The 17,391-nt window shown below is 61.6% G+C and carries 16 protein-coding genes and 1 pseudogene; 7 read left to right on the plus strand and 10 right to left on the minus strand.

Annotated elements, in window-relative coordinates:
- Positions 1–66 precede the first annotated feature (66 nt).
- The 9 genes and pseudogenes from J2Y83_RS21100 to J2Y83_RS21140 form a co-directional block, all read right to left on the minus strand.
- Positions 67–996 carry a hypothetical protein gene (locus tag J2Y83_RS21100; protein WP_253397968.1) on the minus strand — a complete coding sequence of 310 codons (930 nt, stop codon included), beginning with the start codon at positions 994–996 and terminating at the stop codon, positions 67–69.
- 188 nt (positions 997–1,184) lie between these two features.
- Positions 1,185–2,669: a 2-methylcitrate dehydratase gene (gene prpD, locus J2Y83_RS21105; RefSeq protein WP_253397970.1), complete on the minus strand. Its 1,485-nt coding sequence runs from the start codon at positions 2,667–2,669 to the stop codon at positions 1,185–1,187.
- Positions 2,670–2,791: 122 nt separating this feature from the next.
- Positions 2,792–2,977, minus strand: a pseudogene (locus tag J2Y83_RS29910) (putative methylaconitate Delta-isomerase PrpF); the annotation flags it as partial.
- Between the two features lie 256 nt (positions 2,978–3,233).
- Positions 3,234–4,424 carry a 2-methylaconitate cis-trans isomerase PrpF gene (gene prpF, locus J2Y83_RS21115; protein ID WP_253397972.1) on the minus strand — a complete coding sequence of 397 codons (1,191 nt, stop codon included), beginning with the start codon at positions 4,422–4,424 and terminating at the stop codon, positions 3,234–3,236.
- An 11-nt stretch (positions 4,425–4,435) separates the two neighbouring features.
- The gene (acnD, locus tag J2Y83_RS21120; protein ID WP_253397974.1) at positions 4,436–7,030 is read right to left on the minus strand and encodes a Fe/S-dependent 2-methylisocitrate dehydratase AcnD; all 2,595 of its coding nucleotides are present in this window, start codon (positions 7,028–7,030) and stop codon (positions 4,436–4,438) included.
- A gap of 129 nt (positions 7,031–7,159) precedes the next feature.
- A complete protein-coding gene (gene prpC, locus J2Y83_RS21125; RefSeq protein WP_253397976.1) occupies positions 7,160–8,287 on the minus strand; it encodes a bifunctional 2-methylcitrate synthase/citrate synthase in 1,128 nt (375 codons plus the stop codon).
- A gap of 41 nt (positions 8,288–8,328) precedes the next feature.
- Positions 8,329–9,222, minus strand: a complete 894-nt coding sequence (prpB, locus tag J2Y83_RS21130; protein ID WP_253397978.1) for a methylisocitrate lyase — start codon at positions 9,220–9,222, stop codon at positions 8,329–8,331.
- On the minus strand, positions 9,219–9,941 hold the full coding sequence (locus tag J2Y83_RS21135; protein ID WP_373423739.1) for a GntR family transcriptional regulator: 723 nt from the start codon (positions 9,939–9,941) through the stop codon (positions 9,219–9,221). The genes prpB and J2Y83_RS21135 overlap by 4 nt, the downstream gene beginning before the upstream one ends.
- Positions 9,942–9,989: 48 nt before the next feature.
- On the minus strand, positions 9,990–10,166 hold the full coding sequence (locus tag J2Y83_RS21140; RefSeq protein WP_247401168.1) for a hypothetical protein: 177 nt from the start codon (positions 10,164–10,166) through the stop codon (positions 9,990–9,992).
- Positions 10,167–10,213: 47 nt separating this feature from the next.
- Here J2Y83_RS21140 and J2Y83_RS21145 point away from each other — a divergent pair, with 47 nt between their 5' ends.
- The 6 genes from J2Y83_RS21145 (at position 10,214) to J2Y83_RS21170 (ending at position 15,615) form a co-directional block, all read left to right on the plus strand.
- Complete coding sequence (locus J2Y83_RS21145) at positions 10,214–10,762, plus strand: ATP-dependent zinc protease family protein (protein WP_247401171.1); 549 nt, start codon at positions 10,214–10,216, stop codon at positions 10,760–10,762.
- Positions 10,763–10,767: 5 nt separating this feature from the next.
- The gene (locus tag J2Y83_RS21150; RefSeq protein ID WP_247401188.1) at positions 10,768–12,300 is read left to right on the plus strand and encodes an inactive transglutaminase family protein; all 1,533 of its coding nucleotides are present in this window, start codon (positions 10,768–10,770) and stop codon (positions 12,298–12,300) included.
- Positions 12,300–13,286, plus strand: a complete 987-nt coding sequence (locus J2Y83_RS21155; protein WP_247401191.1) for an alpha-L-glutamate ligase-like protein — start codon at positions 12,300–12,302, stop codon at positions 13,284–13,286. The genes J2Y83_RS21150 and J2Y83_RS21155 overlap by 1 nt, the downstream gene beginning before the upstream one ends.
- Before the next feature lie 99 nt (positions 13,287–13,385).
- Positions 13,386–14,729, plus strand: a complete 1,344-nt coding sequence (pabB, locus tag J2Y83_RS21160; RefSeq protein ID WP_253397980.1) for an aminodeoxychorismate synthase component I — start codon at positions 13,386–13,388, stop codon at positions 14,727–14,729.
- 227 nt (positions 14,730–14,956) lie between these two features.
- Positions 14,957–15,259 (plus strand): type II toxin-antitoxin system HigB family toxin, encoded by a 303-nt coding sequence (locus J2Y83_RS21165; protein WP_046489372.1) that lies wholly within the window; start codon positions 14,957–14,959, stop codon positions 15,257–15,259.
- Complete coding sequence (locus J2Y83_RS21170; protein WP_017848481.1) at positions 15,259–15,615, plus strand: helix-turn-helix domain-containing protein; 357 nt, start codon at positions 15,259–15,261, stop codon at positions 15,613–15,615. Before J2Y83_RS21165 ends, J2Y83_RS21170 begins: the two co-directional genes overlap by 1 nt.
- Before the next feature lie 70 nt (positions 15,616–15,685).
- On the opposite strand, the gene thrH is transcribed toward J2Y83_RS21170, so the two are convergent.
- Positions 15,686–16,303 carry a bifunctional phosphoserine phosphatase/homoserine phosphotransferase ThrH gene (gene thrH, locus J2Y83_RS21175; RefSeq protein WP_253397982.1) on the minus strand — a complete coding sequence of 206 codons (618 nt, stop codon included), beginning with the start codon at positions 16,301–16,303 and terminating at the stop codon, positions 15,686–15,688.
- Between the two features lie 152 nt (positions 16,304–16,455).
- Here thrH and J2Y83_RS21180 point away from each other — a divergent pair, with 152 nt between their 5' ends.
- On the plus strand, positions 16,456–17,190 hold the full coding sequence (locus tag J2Y83_RS21180; RefSeq protein WP_253397984.1) for a phosphoadenylyl-sulfate reductase: 735 nt from the start codon (positions 16,456–16,458) through the stop codon (positions 17,188–17,190).
- Positions 17,191–17,391: the final 201 nt, after the last annotated feature.

The following is a 17,391-nucleotide window of genomic DNA, read 5'->3' on the forward strand; positions in this document are numbered from 1 at the left end:
GCAGAACGGGGTCGATGCAGGTGCGGGCTTACTGCCCCACATTGACCCGTTTTTTTATCGCTGACCTTAACCCTTCAGCGAATTGATCTGGTTATTCAGCTGTTCGATTTGCTTCTGCAGTTCGGAAATCACCTTGGAAAATTCAGCCATCATCTGGTCGATGCGCGCGCGAAGTTGCTCATTGTCGCGTGCGAGATCCTCGAGGGTACGAGGCGCCTGGTTTGCTTCATCGGACCGGGCCGACGGGTTGCTTTCGTTGGACTGCGCCGCATCTTGCTTGCCTTGGCCCGAAGCAGCCCCCTGATTGGCCTGCCCCTGACCCTGTGCCGCACCTTGCTTGCCTTGACCCGAAGCAGCGCCCTGATTGGCCTGCCCCTGACCCTGACCCTGACCCTGACCCTGCGCCGCGCCTTGCTGACCCTGCGCCGCGGGAGGCGTCCGGGTCTGGGGGGTACCCGCCCCGCCCAACTTCTTACTCAAATCACCGATCTGGTCTTGAAGCCCTTTAACGACCGAATTGAAACGGGACTCCATCTGATTGAGCCTCTCACCCAGTTGCTTATTTTCGGCAGTCAAACGCTCAAGGGAGGAAGGAGCATCACGCCCGGATGCTTGTGTATTCTCCGAACGGCCGCGCGCGTCAGGCGACGTGCCGCTCTGCTTCGCCGCAGGATCACCACGAGTACCTGGGTTCGACGGTGCCGCCTCTTTTCCAGGTGTTGTCTTCACGTTGTGGTGTTGCGCGAGCTGGTTCACTTGCTCCTGAAGCTTCATAATTTGCGGCGTTACTTTGGCGACCATCTGATCATATTTTTCGAGCAACTGTTTGTTCTGGCCAGCGAGATGTTCGAGATAAGCGGGTACGGCGTTTTTTGCCACAGACGACGCATCGGCCAGGCGGTTGTCAGTCCCTTTTAAGGCCTCTTCGGCGCGACGGAGCTGAGGGTCATTGTTGATGGCGTAGTACATTTGCTGGCGATTGTTTACGCTATTCATAGAAGGGCCTTTTCAGATTCAGGTGTTTAATCCGCAAGCATCGCTTGCCAGATGATCTGCCCCTACAGGGCATCTGACACCTGATTGGCTTCTATCTGAAAACGGTTCCGAAGATGTAGGACGCATCAATCGCAAAGTATGTCAGTGTCAAAACCTGCCCTTCGCGAGCGTGCGCAACCACGGCGCTTTCATATCACCCATAAATCCACAAAGCGATTCACCGGCGTCGCTTCAAGCCGCGCCTGATCCTTGCACAACGCAAAAATCCCGGCACTGCGCTGGGCCGTAAAGCGCGTCGCCAGGTTGGCCTTGAACTTGTCTTCCAGCAACGGAATGCCGTCCACCCGGCGACGGCGGTGCCCGATCGGGTACTCCACCGCGACCTGCTCGGTGTGGCTGCCATCGTTGAAGAACACCTGCACCGCGTTGGCGATGGAACGTTTGTCCGCCTCCAGGTATTCGCGGCTGTAGCGCGGCTCTTCGACGATCACCATCTTTTCGCGCAGCTCGTCGATGATCGGGTGCGCGGCGTGGAATTCATCTTCGTACTGCTCGGCCACCAGCGTGCCGAAGGCCAGGGGCACGGCGGTCATGTATTGCAGGCAGTGGTCGCGGTCGGCAGCATTGGCCAATGGGCCGACCTTGGAAATGATCCGAATCGCCGACTCATGGGTGGTGATCACGATGCGTTCGATGTCATGCAGGCGCTCGACAACCTGCGGGTGCAAGGTCACCGCAGCTTCGCAGGCGGTTTGCGCGTGGAACTCGGCGGGGAAACTGATCTTGAACAGCACGTTTTCCATCACATAGGTGCCGTAGGGTTGGGACAGGCTGAACGTGCGCTTGTCTTCGGGTTTGAGCGCCAGGTCCTTGTTGGTGTGGCTGAACAGCACGTCGTAGAAGCCCCATTGCGGCGCACTCAACACGCCGGGAATGCCCATCTCGCCACGCAGCGCGATGTCCGCCAGGCGCACGCCGCGACTGGAGGCATCGCCCGCCGCCCAGGATTTGCGCGAACCGGCATTCGGTGCGTGCCGGTAGGTGCGCAATGCCTGACCGTCGACAAAGGCGTGAGACAGCGCCGAAAGCAGCTGTTCGCGGTTGGCGCCCATCAGCTTGGCGGTGACCGCCGTGGAGGCGACTTTCACCAGTAGCACATGGTCGAGGCCGACGCGGTTGAAGGCGTTTTCCAGGGCAATCACACCTTGGATCTCGTGGGCCATGATCATCGCTTCCAGCACTGCGCGCATGGTCAGCGGCGCATCGCCGTTGGCCACGCGCTGTTGCGAGAGGTGATCAGCCACGGCAAGGATGCCGCCGAGGTTATCCGAGGGGTGGCCCCATTCGGCGGCGAGCCAGGTGTCGTTGTAGTCGAGCCAGCGCACGATGCAACCGATGTCCCAGGCGGCCTTGACCGGGTCCAGCCGGAACGACGTGCCCGGCACCCGCGCGCCGAACGGCACCACCGTGCCCTCGACCAGCGGCCCCAGGTGCTTGGTGCATTCCGGGAACCGCAGCGCCAGCAGGCCGCAGCCGAGGGTGTCCATCAGGCAGTTGCGCGCAGTGTCCAGTGCGGCTGGGGAGTCGATCCGGTAGTCGAGGACATAGTCGGCGATGTCCTGCAGGACCTGGTCGTAGTCGGGACGGTTGTTCTGGTCGACGTTGGCGCTCATGGCTGTTCTCCAAAGTGGGTGGGGGTCAGTCCTCGGGCTCACGGTTACTGGAAGCAGATCTTGGATGCCTGCCTTGGAATAGAGATTCCTTGTGGGAGGGGGCTTGCCCCGATGACGGCGGGTCAGTTAACGAATGTGTCGACTGGCACACCGCTATCGGGGGCAAGCCCCTCCCACAGGGGATTGGTGTTGGCCTTCTTCACCACCCATTCGCCGTTGACCTGGGTGGCTTCGGCGCCGACACGCAAAGTGCCGGACGGATGCCCGAAGCGCACCGCATTGCGCTCCACGCCGCCCGCCGTCAGCGATGTCCTGCAAAACCTGGTCGTAGTCGGGACGGTTGTTCTGGTCGACGTTGGCGCTCATGGCTGTTCTCCAAAGTGGGTGGGGGTCAGTCCTCGGGCTCACGGTTACTGGAAGCAGATCTTGGATGCCTGCCTTGGAATAGAGATTCCTTGTGGGAGGGGGCTTGCCCCCGATGACGGCGGGTCAGTTAACGAATGTGTCGACTGGCACACCGCTATCGGGGGCAAGCCCCCTCCCACAGGGGATTGGTGTTGGGTTTTAGAACGCGTCGCCTGGCACGCGCACGAAGCCTTCCATCAACACCCGCGCACTGCGGCTCATGATGGCCTTCTTCACCACCCATTCGCCGTTCACCTGGGTAGCTTCAGCGCCGACCCGCAAGGTGCCGGACGGATGCCCGAAGCGCACCGCATTGCGCTCCACGCCGCCCGCCGCGAGGTTGACCAAGGTCCCGGAAATCGCTGCAGCGGTGCCGATCGCCACCGCTGCGGTGCCCATCATCGCGTGGTGCAACTTGCCCATGGACAAGGCACGCACCAGCAGGTCGATATCGCCGGCCTTGATCGCCTTGCCGCTGGACGCCACGTAATCCGCAGGCTTAGCCACGAACGCTACCTTCGGCGTGTGCTGGCGCTGGGCGGCTTCGTCCAGGTGCTTGATCAGCCCCATGCGCAACGCGCCATGGGCCCGCACGGTCTCGAACATCGCCAGGGCCTTGGGGTCACCGTTGATCGCGCCTTGCAGCTCGGTACCGGTGTAACCCAGGTCTTCGGCGTTGATGAAGATCGTCGGGATGCCCGCGTTGATCAGCGTGGCCTTGAAGGTGCCGATACCCGGCACCTCCAGGTCGTCGATCAGGTTGCCAGTGGGGAACATCGAACCACCGCCGCCCTCTTCTTCCGCGGCCGGGTCCATGAACTCCAACTGCACTTCGGCAGCCGGGAAGGTCACGCCGTCCAGTTCGAAGTCACCGGTTTCCTGCACCGCACCGTCGGTGATCGGTACGTGGGCGATGATGGTCTTGCCGATATTGGCCTGCCAGATCCGCACCACGGCCACGCCGTTATGCGGCACACGGGCTGGATCGACCAGGCCCGCGCTGATGGCGAAGGAACCCACCGCCGCCGACAGGTTGCCGCAGTTGCCGCTCCAGTCGACAAACGGTTTGTCGATGGCGACCTGGCCGAACAGGTAATCCACGTCATGCTCGGCGCGGCTGCTCTTGGCGAGGATCACGGTTTTGCTGGTGCTCGACGTGGCGCCGCCCATGCCGTCGATCTGCTTGTCGTAGGGGTCGGGGCTGCCGATCACCCGCAACAGCAGGGCATCGCGCGCAGCACCCGGCACCTGCGCCGACTCGGGCAGGTCCTGGACGCGGAAAAACACGCCCTTGCTGGTGCCGCCACGCATGTAGGTGGCGGGGATCTTGATTTGCGGTACGTGTGCCATGGTTATCCTCTTCAGACGGTCGCCGCCGATTCCAGGAAGTCCTGGGCAAAACGTTGCAACACGCCGCCCGCCTCGTAGATCGACACTTCTTCAGCGGTGTCCAGACGGCAGGTCACCGGCACTTCGACACGTTCGCCATTCTTGCGGTTGATCACCAGGGTCAGTTGCGCACGCGGGGTGCGTTCGCCGACCACGTCGTAGGTTTCGCTGCCGTCGATCTTCAGCGTGTGACGGTCGGTGCCCGGCAGGAACTCCAGCGGCAACACGCCCATGCCCACCAGGTTGGTGCGGTGAATGCGCTCGAAACCTTCGGCGGCAATCGCTTCCACACCCGCCAGGCGCACGCCCTTGGCTGCCCAGTCGCGGGACGAACCCTGACCGTAGTCGGCGCCGGCGATGATGATCAGCGGCTGCTTGCGTTCCATGTAGGTTTCAATGGCTTCCCACATGCGTGTGACCTTGCCTTCCGGCTCGATGCGCGCCAGGGAGCCCTGCTTGACCTTACCGTTTTCCACCACCATTTCGTTGAACAGTTTCGGGTTGGCGAAGGTCGCGCGTTGCGCGGTCAGGTGGTCGCCGCGGTGGGTTGCGTAGGAGTTGAAGTCAACTTCCGGCAGGCCCATTTTCGCCAGGTATTCGCCGGCGGCGCTGTCGAGCATGATCGCATTGGATGGCGACAGGTGGTCAGTGGTGATGTTGTCCGGCAGCACCGCCAGCGGGCGCATGCCCTTGAGCGGACGCGCACCGGCCAACGCGCCTTCCCAGTACGGCGGACGGCGGATATAGGTGCTTTGCGGGCGCCACTCATACAGCGGCGCGACTTTCGGGCCGGTGTCTTCGTGGATCGCGAACATCGGGATATACACTTTGCGGAACTGTTCCGGCTTGACCGACGCCTTGACCACCGCGTCGATTTCTTCGTCGCTCGGCCAGATGTCTTTCAGGCGGATTTCCTTGCCGTCGGCGTCGAGGCCCAGCACGTCCTTCTCGATGTCGAAACGGATGGTGCCGGCAATCGCGTAGGCCACCACCAGCGGCGGCGAAGCCAGGAACGCTTGCTTGGCATACGGGTGGATACGCCCGTCGAAGTTGCGGTTCCCCGACAACACGGCGGTGGCGTACAGGTCACGGTCAATGATCTCTTGCTGGATCACCGGGTCGAGCGCACCGGACATGCCGTTGCAGGTGGTGCAGGCGAAGGCCACCACGCCGAAACCGAGTTTTTCCAGTTCGTGCCCAAGGCCGGCTTCTTCCAGGTACATGGCCACGGTTTTCGAACCGGGCGCCAGGGACGACTTGACCCACGGCTTGCGGCTCAGCCCCAGCTTGTTGGCGTTGCGCGCCAGGAGGCCGGCAGCGATCACGTTGCGCGGGTTGCTGGTGTTGGTGCAACTGGTGATCGCGGCAATGATGACCGCACCGTCGGGCATTTGCCCCGGCACGTCATCCCACTGGCCGGAGATCCCTTTGGCGGCGAGGTCGCTGGTGGCGACACGGGCGTGCGGGTTGCTCGGGCCGGCCATGTTGCGCACGACGCTGGACAGGTCGAAGGTCAGGCCGCGCTCGTATTGGGCGCCTTTGAGGTCGTCGGCCCACAGGCCGGTCTGGCGGGCGTATTGCTCGACCAGGGCGACTTGCGCGTCTTCACGGCCGGTGAGTTTCAGGTAGGCGATGGTCTGCTGGTCGATGTAGAACATCGCCGCCGTCGCGCCGTATTCCGGGGCCATGTTGGAGATGGTCGCACGGTCGCCCAGGGTCAGTGCCGATGCACCCTCGCCGAAGAACTCCAGCCACGCGCCCACCACTTTCTGCTGACGCAGGAACTCGGTCAGCGCCAGCACCATGTCGGTGGCGGTGATGCCCGGTTGCAGCTTGCCCGTCAGCTCCACGCCGACGCTTTCCGGCAGGCGCATCCATGACGCGCGGCCGAGCATCACGCTCTCGGCTTCAAGGCCGCCGACGCCGATGGCGATCACGCCGAGGGCATCCACGTGCGGGGTGTGGCTGTCGGTGCCGACGCAGGTGTCGGGGAACGCCACGCCGTCACGCACCTGGATCACCGGAGACATTTTCTCCAGGTTGATCTGGTGCATGATGCCGTTGCCCGGCGGGATCACGTCGACGTTCTTGAAGGCCTTTTTGGTCCACTCGATAAAGTGGAAGCGGTCTTCGTTGCGGCGGTCTTCGATGGCGCGGTTTTTCTCGAACGCCTGCGGGTCGAAACCACCGGCTTCGACGGCCAGGGAGTGGTCGACGATCAGTTGGGTCGGCACCACCGGGTTGACCTGGGCGGGGTCGCCGCCTTGCAGGGCGATGGCATCGCGCAGGCCGGCGAGGTCGACCAGGGCGGTTTGGCCGAGGATGTCATGGCACACCACCCGCGCCGGGAACCAAGGGAAGTCGAGGTCGCGTTTGCGTTCGATCAGTTGGCTCAGGGAAGCATTGAGGGTGGCCGGGGCGCAACGGCGCACCAGGTTTTCCGCGAGTACGCGGGAGGTGTAAGGCAAGGTGGCGTAGGCGCCGGGGGTGATTGCCTCGACAGCCGCGCGGGCGTCGAAGTAATCGAGGCGGCTGCCGGGGAGCGATTTGCGAAATTCAGTGTTCATCGTCGGGACTCGGTCACGGTGATTACAAAAGGGACCCACTGATCCAGATTTGAAATGCGATTCAAATGTGGGAGAGGGCTTGCCCCCTCCCACCTTTTGAGCTCATTTCAGTCTTGGAATCGTCGGCCTTCAGCGACGTTCGATTGGCACGAACTTGCGCTGCTCGACGCCGATGTAGTCGGCGCTTGGACGGATGATGCGGTTGTTGGCGCGCTGTTCGAACACGTGAGCGGCCCAGCCAGTGAGGCGCGAGCACACGAAGATCGGCGTGAACAGCTTGGTCGGAATGCCCATGAAGTGGTACGCCGAGGCATGGTAGAAGTCGGCGTTGGGGAACAACTTCTTCTGCTCCCACATGACCTTGTCGATGGCCTCGGAGACCGGGAACAACACCTTGTCGTCGACTTCTTCGGCGAGCAGTTTCGACCAGCCCTTGATGACCTCATTGCGCGGGTCGCAGTCTTTGTAGATCGCGTGGCCGAAGCCCATGATCTTGTCCTTGCGCGCCAGCATGGCGAGGGTGCCGTCGACGGCGTCCTCCGCCGACAGGAAGCGCTCGATCATTTCCATCGCCGCTTCGTTGGCACCGCCGTGCAGCGGGCCGCGCAGCGAGCCGATCGCGGCGGTGACGCAGGAATACAGGTCGGACAGGGTCGACGCGCAGACACGCGCGGTAAAGGTCGACGCGTTGAATTCGTGCTCGGCGTAGAGGATCAGCGACACGTTCATCACTTTGACGTGCAACTCGCTCGGCGCCTTGCCGTGCAGCAGGTGCAGGAAGTGACCGCCGATGGAAGGTTCGTCGGTCACGCAGTCGATGCGTTTGCCGTCATGGCTGAAGCGGTACCAGTAGCACATGATCGCCGGGAAGGCAGCGAGCAGACGGTCGGTGACATCGCGCTGTACGCTGAAGTCCTGCTCCGGCTCGAGATTGCCGAGGAACGAGCAACCGGTACGCATCACGTCCATCGGGTGGGCGTCGGCCGGGATGCGCTCGAGCACTTCTTTGAGCGCCAGGGGCAGGTCACGCAGCTTGCTCAGCTTGGCGCTGTAGGCAGCCAGTTCGGTCTTGGTCGGCAATTCGCCGTACAGCAGCAGGTAGGCGACTTCTTCGAACTGCGCATCAGCGGCCAGTTCGCGCACGTCGTAGCCGCGATAGGTCAGGCCGGCACCGGCCTGGCCCACGGTGGACAGTGCGGTCTGCCCGGCCACCTGGCCACGCAGGCCAGCGCCGCTCAGTACTTTTGCTTCAGCCATGGTTACTCTCCAATTTTGTAGTTATCCGGGAGGCGCGTTCGTTACTTCTTGGCGGCGAACAGCGCGTCGAGCTTCTGCTCGAAGGTGTGGTAGTCGATGCGATCGTAAAGCTCCATGCGGGTTTGCATGGTGTCGATCACGTTCTGTTGGGTGCCATCGCGACGGATCGCGGTGTAGACGTTCTCGGCAGCCTTGTTCATGGCACGGAAGGCCGAGAGCGGGTACAGCACCAGGGAAACATCGGCAGATTTCAACTGTTCGACGGTGTACAGCGGGGTTGCACCGAATTCAGTGATGTTAGCCAGGATCGGCGCCTTCACCTTTGACGCGAACAGCTTGTACATGTCCAGCTCGGTGATGGCTTCCGGGAACACCATGTCGGCGCCGGCCTCGATGCAGGCGGCGGCGCGTTCCAGGGCGGATTCCAGGCCTTCGACGGCCAGCGCATCGGTACGCGCCATGATCACGAAGCTGTCATCGGTGCGCGCATCCACGGCGGCCTTGATGCGGTCGACCATTTCCTGCAGGGACACGATTTCTTTGTTCGGACGATGACCGCAGCGCTTGGCGCCGACCTGGTCTTCGATATGGATAGCGGCGGCGCCGAACTTGATCATCGACTTGACGGTACGCGCCACGTTGAAGGCCGAGGAACCGAAACCAGTGTCCACGTCCACCAGCAGCGGCAGGTCGCACACATCGGTGATGCGGCGCACGTCGGTCAGCACGTCATCGAGGCCGGTAATGCCCAGGTCAGGCACGCCGAGGGAACCTGCGGCCACCCCGCCACCCGACAGGTAGATCGCCTTGAAGCCAGCGCGCTTGGCCAGCAGTGCGTGGTTGGCATTGATCGTGCCGACCACCTGCAATGGGTGTTCGCTGGCGACCGCGTCACGAAAACGCTGGCCTGGAGTGCGGTTGTTAGTGGAACTCATGACTCACCTCGCTGAGTGGCTGTCTGGGGAGCACCGCCTGGAAAGTGGCGGGCGATATTGCGTTTGGAGGCGCCGATGTGACGACGCATCAACAACTCGGCCAGTTCACCGTCGCGATCGGCGATCGCGTCAAGAATTCGGTGATGCTCGGCAAAGGCCTGGCGTGGACGATTGGGGGTCGCGGAGAACTGGATGCGGTACATGCGCACCAGCTGGTACAGCTCGCCGCAGAGCATTTGGGTCAAGGTGCGGTTGCCGGCGCCCTGGATGATCCGGTAATGAAAGTCGAAGTCGCCTTCCTGCTGGTAATAGCCGACACCGGCCTGGAACGCCGCATCCCGTTCGTGGGTGTGCAGCACCTGGCGCAGTTCTTCGATCTCGGCATCAGTCATGCGCTCGGCGGCCAGGCGGCACGCCATGCCTTCGAGGGATTCGCGGATTTCATAGAGTTCGATCAATTCCGCGTGGCTCAACGACACCACGCGAGCGCCGACATGGGGCACGCGCACCAGCAGGCGCTGGCCTTCGAGGCGGTGGATCGCCTCACGCAACGGGCCGCGGCTGATGCCATAGGTGCGCGCCAGTTCCGGCTCGGAGATCTTGCTGCCGGGGGCGATCTCACCTTTGACGATAGCGGCCTGTATACGCCTAAAGACGTTCTCCGACATTGTCTGGGATTCTTCCGGGGAGACCACCGGAGATTCCGATTGATCCAGCATATTGTCGACACCTTTAAAAGCAATGTCGCAAAAACTAGCCAATTAGCCCTACTTAGTCAAAGAATAAATCAACATTGTCGACAATCGTCTAATAACCAACGTTGCAAGCAGCACGAGCATGGCCGCCTGCCAGCGCTGGCGCCAAAAAAGCATCATGTTAGAATAGCCGCCGCTTTTGCCTGACATCTCTTGATGAAACGGCGCACGAGGGAGCTTGCGCAGCAATGCCAGTCGCCTTGAATTGAACATCGCACTGCACCGCCTCAGGATTTATGAGACTCAAGCCCTTCCCCCGATTGTTTTGCCTACTGTTCATACCGGGACTTATACCGGGGCTCTGTGCTGCCGCCGAGAAGACCGTGTATGGCCTCAACGAATACGCCAAGCTGGCAGATATCGACCTGGAAGTGGCGGCCAAACTCGACACCGGCGCCAAGACCGCCTCGTTGAGCGCCCGCGATATCAAACGCTTCAAGCGCAACGGTGAATCCTGGGTGCGCTTCTACCTGGCCATCGACACCGCCCATTCCCACCCCATCGAACGCCCACTGGCCCGCGTCAGCAAGATCAAACGCCGCGCCGGTGACTACGACCCCGATGAGGACAAGAACTACACCGCCCGTCCAGTGATTGCCCTGGACATCTGCATGGGCAGCGCTTTACGCAGCATCGAAGTGAACTTGACTGACCGCAGCGCTTTCCAATTCCCGCTGCTGATTGGCTCCGAAGCGCTGAAACGCTTCGATGCGCTGGTCGACCCCAGTCTTAAATACGCAGCGGGCAAACCTGCCTGCGCCGCCGACGCTCATACTGCCGAGTAAACCGAATGCGCTCTCTGACCCTGCACCTGAAAATCCTGATCACCCTCCTGGTGGTGCTGGGTATTTCGGTCACCGCCTACCAGATCTTCGTGCTGGGCATTCCCGTCACCGAGGACGCCACCGACGACTTGTGGAACATCGACGCCAAGGTCGAGTTCGTCGCCAACCCGAAAGACCCGGTGAAGATCCAGATGTTCGTGCCGCCCCTGAGCCGCGACTTCGTCAGCCTCAATGAGAGTTTCATCTCGAATAACTATGGGGTCAGCGTCAACCGCATCGATGGCAACCGCAAGGTCACCTGGTCGGCGCGCCGGGCCAAGGGCAACCAGACCCTGTATTACCGCCTGGTGCTGACCAAGCGTTACAGCGGCGAAAAGGTCAAGATCAAGGGCCCGACCTTCCGCGACAGCATTGCCGTGGAAGGCCCGGAAAAAATCGCCGCCGAAGCCCTGCTGGCGCCGATCCGCCAGCACTCGGCCGATGTTGAAACCTTTATTACCGAAGCCATCAAGCGCACCAACAACCTCAACGACGACAACGTCAAGCTGCTGCTGGCGGGCGACCCCTCCACGCCGCACAAGGCCAAGATCGTCGAACTGCTGCTGTCCATCGCCCACGTGCCGGTGGAAAAAGTCCACACCATCCGCCTCGTCGCCGACCAGCCGCAAACCCCGGAACTGTGGCTGCGCAGCTTCAATGGCAATGACTGGCTGTACTTCAACCCGGAAACCGGCGAACCAGGCCTGCCCGCCGACCGCCTGCTGTGGTGGACCGGCGATGAAAACCTGATCACCGTCGATGGCGGCAAGAAAGCCATGGTCACCTTCAGCCTGAACAACAGCGAAATGAACGCGATTCGCCTGGCCAAGTTGACCGACGAAAACACCGACGCCAACTTCCTCGAATACTCGCTGTACGGCCTGCCACTGCAAACCCAGCAGACCTTCATGATCATGGTGATGATCCCGATTGGCGTGCTGGTGATCCTGATCCTGCGCAACCTGATCGGCCTGCAGACCCTGGGCACGTTTACCCCGGTGCTGATCGCCCTGGCGTTCCGCGAGACCCAGTTGGGCTTCGGGATTGTGCTGTTTACAATCATCACGGCGCTGGGCTTGTCGCTGCGCTCGTACCTGGAACACCTGAAACTGCAGATGCTGCCGAGGCTGTCGGTGGTGCTGACCTTCGTCGTGGTGCTGATCGCGGCCATCAGCCTGTTCAGCCATAAACTGGGGCTGGAGCGCGGGCTGTCGGTGGCGCTGTTCCCGATGGTGATTCTGACCATGACCATCGAACGCCTGTCGATCACCTGGGAAGAGCGCGGTGCCGGGCATGCGATGAAAGTGGCGATCGGCACGCTGTTCGCAGCGTCCCTGGCGCACCTGATCATGAGCGTGCCGGAGCTGGTCTACTTTGTGTTCACCTTCCCGGCGATCCTGCTGATCCTGGTGGGCTTCATGCTGGCCATGGGGCGTTATCGCGGCTATCGCCTGACCGAGTTGGTGCGCTTCAAGGCCTTCCTCAAGGCTGACTCGTAATGTTCGGCTTCTGGAAGACCTGGAAGGCCCTGGAAGCACGGGGCATCATGGGCATCAACCGGCGTAACGCCGACTACGTGCTCAAGTACAACAAGCGCAGCCTGTACCCGATCGTGGATGACAAGATCATCACCAAGGAACGGGCCCTGGCGGCCGGTATCCACGTGCCGGAAATGTACGGGGTGATCTCCACCGAGAAGGAAATCGACAAGCTCGACGAGATCATTGGCGGGCGCAGCGACTTCGTGATCAAGCCGGCCCAGGGCGCTGGCGGTGACGGCATCCTCGTCATCGCCGACCGCTTTGAAGGGCGCTATCGCACGGTGTCCGGCAAGATCATCAGCCATGAGGAAATCGAGCATCAGATCTCCAGCATCCTCACCGGGCTGTACTCCCTGGGCGGCCACCGCGACCGCGCGCTGATCGAGTACCGCGTGGTGCCCGACCAGATTTTCAAGAGCATCAGTTACGAAGGCGTGCCGGATATCCGCATCATCGTGCTGATGGGCTACCCGGTGATGGCCATGCTGCGCTTACCGACCCGCCAGTCCGGCGGCAAGGCCAACCTGCACCAGGGCGCGATCGGCGTGGGCGTAGATTTGGCCACCGGCCTGACCCTGCGCGGCACCTGGCTGAACAGCATCATCACCAAACACCCCGACACCACCAACGCGGTGGATGGCGTGCAACTGCCGAACTGGGACGGGTTCATGAAACTCGCCGCAGGTTGTTATGAGTTGTGCGGGCTGGGCTACATCGGTGTGGACATGGTGCTGGACCAGGAAAAAGGCCCGCTGATCCTCGAACTGAATGCGCGGCCGGGGCTGAATATCCAGATCGCCAACGACTGCGGCCTGACCCTGCGCACCCATGCGGTCGAGGCACGACTGGAAGAGTTGAAAGCTGCCGGCGCGACGGAAACGCCGGAAGAACGGGTGAAGTTCGTGCAGGCCATGTTCGGGCACATCCCCGCCGTCGAAGGCTGAGCCGGCCTTCGATCTGTCTATCCCCGACATCCCCTCTAGGACCAAATCCTACAGGGGTCTACAATCCCCTCCCCCACGCCATCAGCTGATCCACCCCGCATGTTGACCTGCTCTGTACACCCACTGCCCTACCGGGCCAACCCCGCCGAGTATTTTGCGGCGATTCGCCACGCCCCTGGCGCAGTGCTATTGGACAGCGGCCGCCCGGTGGCCGAGCGTGGGCGTTATGACCTGCTCAGCGCCTGGCCCAAGGCGACGCTGGCGGTGCGGCCTGACGAGAGCGGCAGCGAGTTCCTGCAACGCCTGCGGGAAAACCTTACGCAGTTGGGTGAAGCGGCATTGCCGGCTGGGTACGAATTGCCGTTTGCCGGCGGTCTGATCGGTTACCTGAGCTACGATTTCGGCCGGCACCTGGAACAACTGCCGCACCAGGCGGTGGATGATCTGCACCTGCCGGACGCACGTTTTGGGCTGTATGCCTGGGCCCTGGTCAGCGATCACCAGGCGCAAACCAGCCAGTTGGTCTTTCACCCGGCGCTGGTCGATGGCGAGCGGCAGCGACTGATCAGCCTGTTCAGCCAACCAAGTGCAGAGACAGCGACCGCTTTCAAACTCCACGGCCCCATGACACCGGACCTCAGCGCCCAGACCTACGCACACGCCATCGCACGCATCCATGCCTACATCCAGGCGGGCGACTGCTACCAGGTCAACTTCACCCAGCGCTTTCGCGCAGCGTGCAGCGGTGATCCCTGGGCGGCCTATTGCGCCTTGCGCGAAGCCTGCCCGACGCCATTTTCCGGGTTTCAGAGCCTGCCGGATGATGGCGCGGTACTGAGCCTGTCGCCGGAACGCTTCATCAAGATCAGCCAGCGCCAGGTCGAAACCCGCCCGATCAAAGGCACCCGCCCGCGCGGCCTGACGCCTGAAGAAGACGCCGCCAACGCCGCCGAACTGCTGGCGAGCCCCAAGGATCGTGCCGAGAACCTGATGATCGTCGACCTGCTGCGCAACGACCTCGGTCGCACCTGCCGCACCGGCTCGGTGAACGTGCCGGAGTTGTTCAGCCTGGAAAGCTACCCCAACGTGCATCACCTGGTCAGCAGCGTCACCGGCGAATTGGCCGACGACAAGGACGCCCTGGATCTGATCGCCGGCAGCTTCCCCGGCGGCTCCATCACTGGCGCACCGAAAATCCGCGCGATGCAGATCATCGACGAACTGGAGCCGACCCGGCGCGGGCTGTACTGCGGCTCGCTGGTGTACCTGGACGTGCGCGGCGAGATGGACAGCTCCATCGCCATCCGCAGCTTGCTGGTCAAGGACGGCCAGGTGTGCTGCTGGGGCGGCGGCGGGATCGTCGCCGACTCGGAATGGCAGGCGGAATATCAGGAGTCGCTGACCAAGGTGCGGGTGTTGTTACAAACGCTGGAAAACCTCTAGCGCAGCGCCCTTCCTGGCTTCGGGGCGTAGCGCCCGAGCGCAGAAAAAACCTGAATCAGAAGCGCTGTGGACGGCGTATGAGCTGGAGGATAGCGTCCGGTTTCGACCGTCCACCCGCCATCTGTGAAGGATCACATGAAGCGATTGCTTACTCGTCAGAAAATATTTCCAAGATTGCATCTGCACTTGCCTGAGACTAATATCTCCCAAATTGGGAGGTCCAGCTCATGCGGATAATCGCGTTCTCGACCTTACGTCTCTTCTGGGAGAGCCACCCAGCTTACATCGACGCCAAAACACCGCTGGTCGAGTTGTATCGCCATATGGAGAAGGCTGCATACCCAACGCCGCAAGCGCTCAAGGCGGAGCTCGGAACCGCGAGCATCCTCAAAGGCAGCAGGGTTGTATTCAACGTGGGCGGCAACCGGTATCGAGTGATCATGGCGATCAATTATCAGCGTCAGCTTGGGTTCATACGTTTCGTCGGGACCCACGCACAGTACGATCAGATCAACGCGGAGACCGTGTGATGAACATCAAACCCATACATTCCCAAGAAGACCTCACCGCCGCGCTCGCACGCGTCGAACAGATATGGGAAGCGCCAATCGGCTCGCCCGAGGGCGATGAGCTGGAAATCCTTGCGGTCCTCATTGAAAAGTACGAGGCCGAACATTATCCAATGCCGCCGTCGGACCCGGTGGAAGCCATCCGCTTTCGCATGGAGCAACTCGGCATGACGGCGCGCGACCTGGAGGCATTCATCGGCACCAGCGGCCGGGTGTCCGAAGTGCTCAACCGTAAGCGCAAGCTGAGCCTGTCAATGATCAAGCGCCTGCATGAAGGCTTGAGCATCCCGTATGAGCGGTTGCTGGCAGGCGCCTAGGATCTCAGGCGTTTATAGAGGCCTCATCGCGAGCGAGCCCGCGATGGGGCCGTCGGCTTCGCTGAACGACTTACAGACTCAACGGCCGATTCGAAGCCTTGATGAACTCGTTCTTCAGCGCTTCAAACGTATGCACCGCCGGGAACTGCGGGAACTCGCGGATCACATTTTCCGGCGCATGGAACAGAATCCCACGGTCAGCCTCGCCCAACATGCTGGTGTCGTTGTACGAATCCCCGGCAGCGATCACGCGGTAGTACAAGCTCTTGAACGACAGCACCGACTGGCGCTTGGGGTCTTTCTGGCGCAGTTGGTAGCTGACCACGCGATCGGTTTCGTCGGTGATCAGGCGGTGGCACAACAGAGTCGGGAAGCCCAACTGACGCATCAGCGGCTGGGAGAATTCGTAGAAGGTGTCCGACAGGATCACCACCTGGAAGCGCTCACGCAGCCAGTTGACGAACTCGATGGCGCCGTCCAGCGGTTTGAGGGTGGCGATCACTTCCTGGATATCGGCGAGCTTGAGCCCGTGTTCGTCGAGGATGCGCAGGCGCTGCTTCATCAGCACGTCGTAGTCGGGAATGTCCCGGGTAGTCGCCCGCAGGGATTCAATACCGGTTTTTTCAGCGAAGGCGATCCAGATTTCCGGAACCAATACCCCTTCCAGGTCGAGACAGGCAATTTCCACGAGACACTCCTATTTGTATTGTTCAAGCCGAGCGAGCAAAAAGACTGCCGAACTCTAGCGATTCAAGGCGGCGGCCGCAACGCAGGGCGGATTTTGATACCATCGCTCCCCTATAGAGCGCTCAGCGCCACTGACCTGTAGGAACCGTCCTGATGAACCAAGCCTTCGACGTCGTTGAACTCGCCACGACCTATGCCAACAAATCCGCCCAGGACATTCTCAAGCTGGCGTTCAGCCAGTTCGGCGATGACTTGTGGATTTCCTTCAGCGGTGCCGAGGATGTGGTGCTGGTAGACATGGCCTGGAAGCTGAACAAGAACGTCAAGGTGTTCAGCCTCGACACCGGCCGCCTGCACCCGGAGACCTACCGCTTCATCGAACAGGTGCGCGAGTTCTACAAGATCGACATCGAGCTGATCTCGCCGGACCAGAGCAAACTGGAACCTTTCGTCAAAGAAAAAGGCCTGTTCAGCTTCTATAAAGACGGCCATGGCGAATGCTGCGGCGTGCGCAAGATCGAGCCGCTGCGCCGCAAGCTCTCCGGCGTGCGCGCCTGGGCCACCGGCCAACGCCGCGACCAGAGCCCCGGCACCCGCAGCCAAGTGGCGGCGCTGGAAATCGACACGGCCTTTTCTACACCGGAACGCACCCTGTACAAGTTCAACCCGCTGGCGCAGATGACCAGCGAAGAGATCTGGGGTTACATCCGCATGCTGGAGCTGCCGTACAACAGCCTGCACGAGCGCGGTTTTATCAGCATCGGCTGCGAGCCCTGCACCCGCCCGGTGTTGCCAAACCAGCATGAGCGCGAAGGTCGCTGGTGGTGGGAAGAAGCCACGCAGAAGGAATGCGGGCTGCATGCCGGGAATCTCATCAGCAAAGGCTAAACACTGTGTGGGAGGGGGCTTGCCCCGATGGCGGAGTATCAGGCACTGCATGGGGTGACTGGAACGCTGGCAAGTCGAATCGGCGCACCGCCCCTCCCACACTTGTCTTGTGCCGAACGCAAAAAATGTACACATAGATGTAACCATCGGTGCCATTTTTGTGTGCAATCATTCTTTACAAGCACCAAAACGTAACATCTC

The organism is Pseudomonas marginalis, from assembly GCF_024169655.1.
Classification (GTDB): Bacteria; Pseudomonadota; Gammaproteobacteria; order Pseudomonadales; family Pseudomonadaceae; genus Aquipseudomonas; species Aquipseudomonas paraveronii.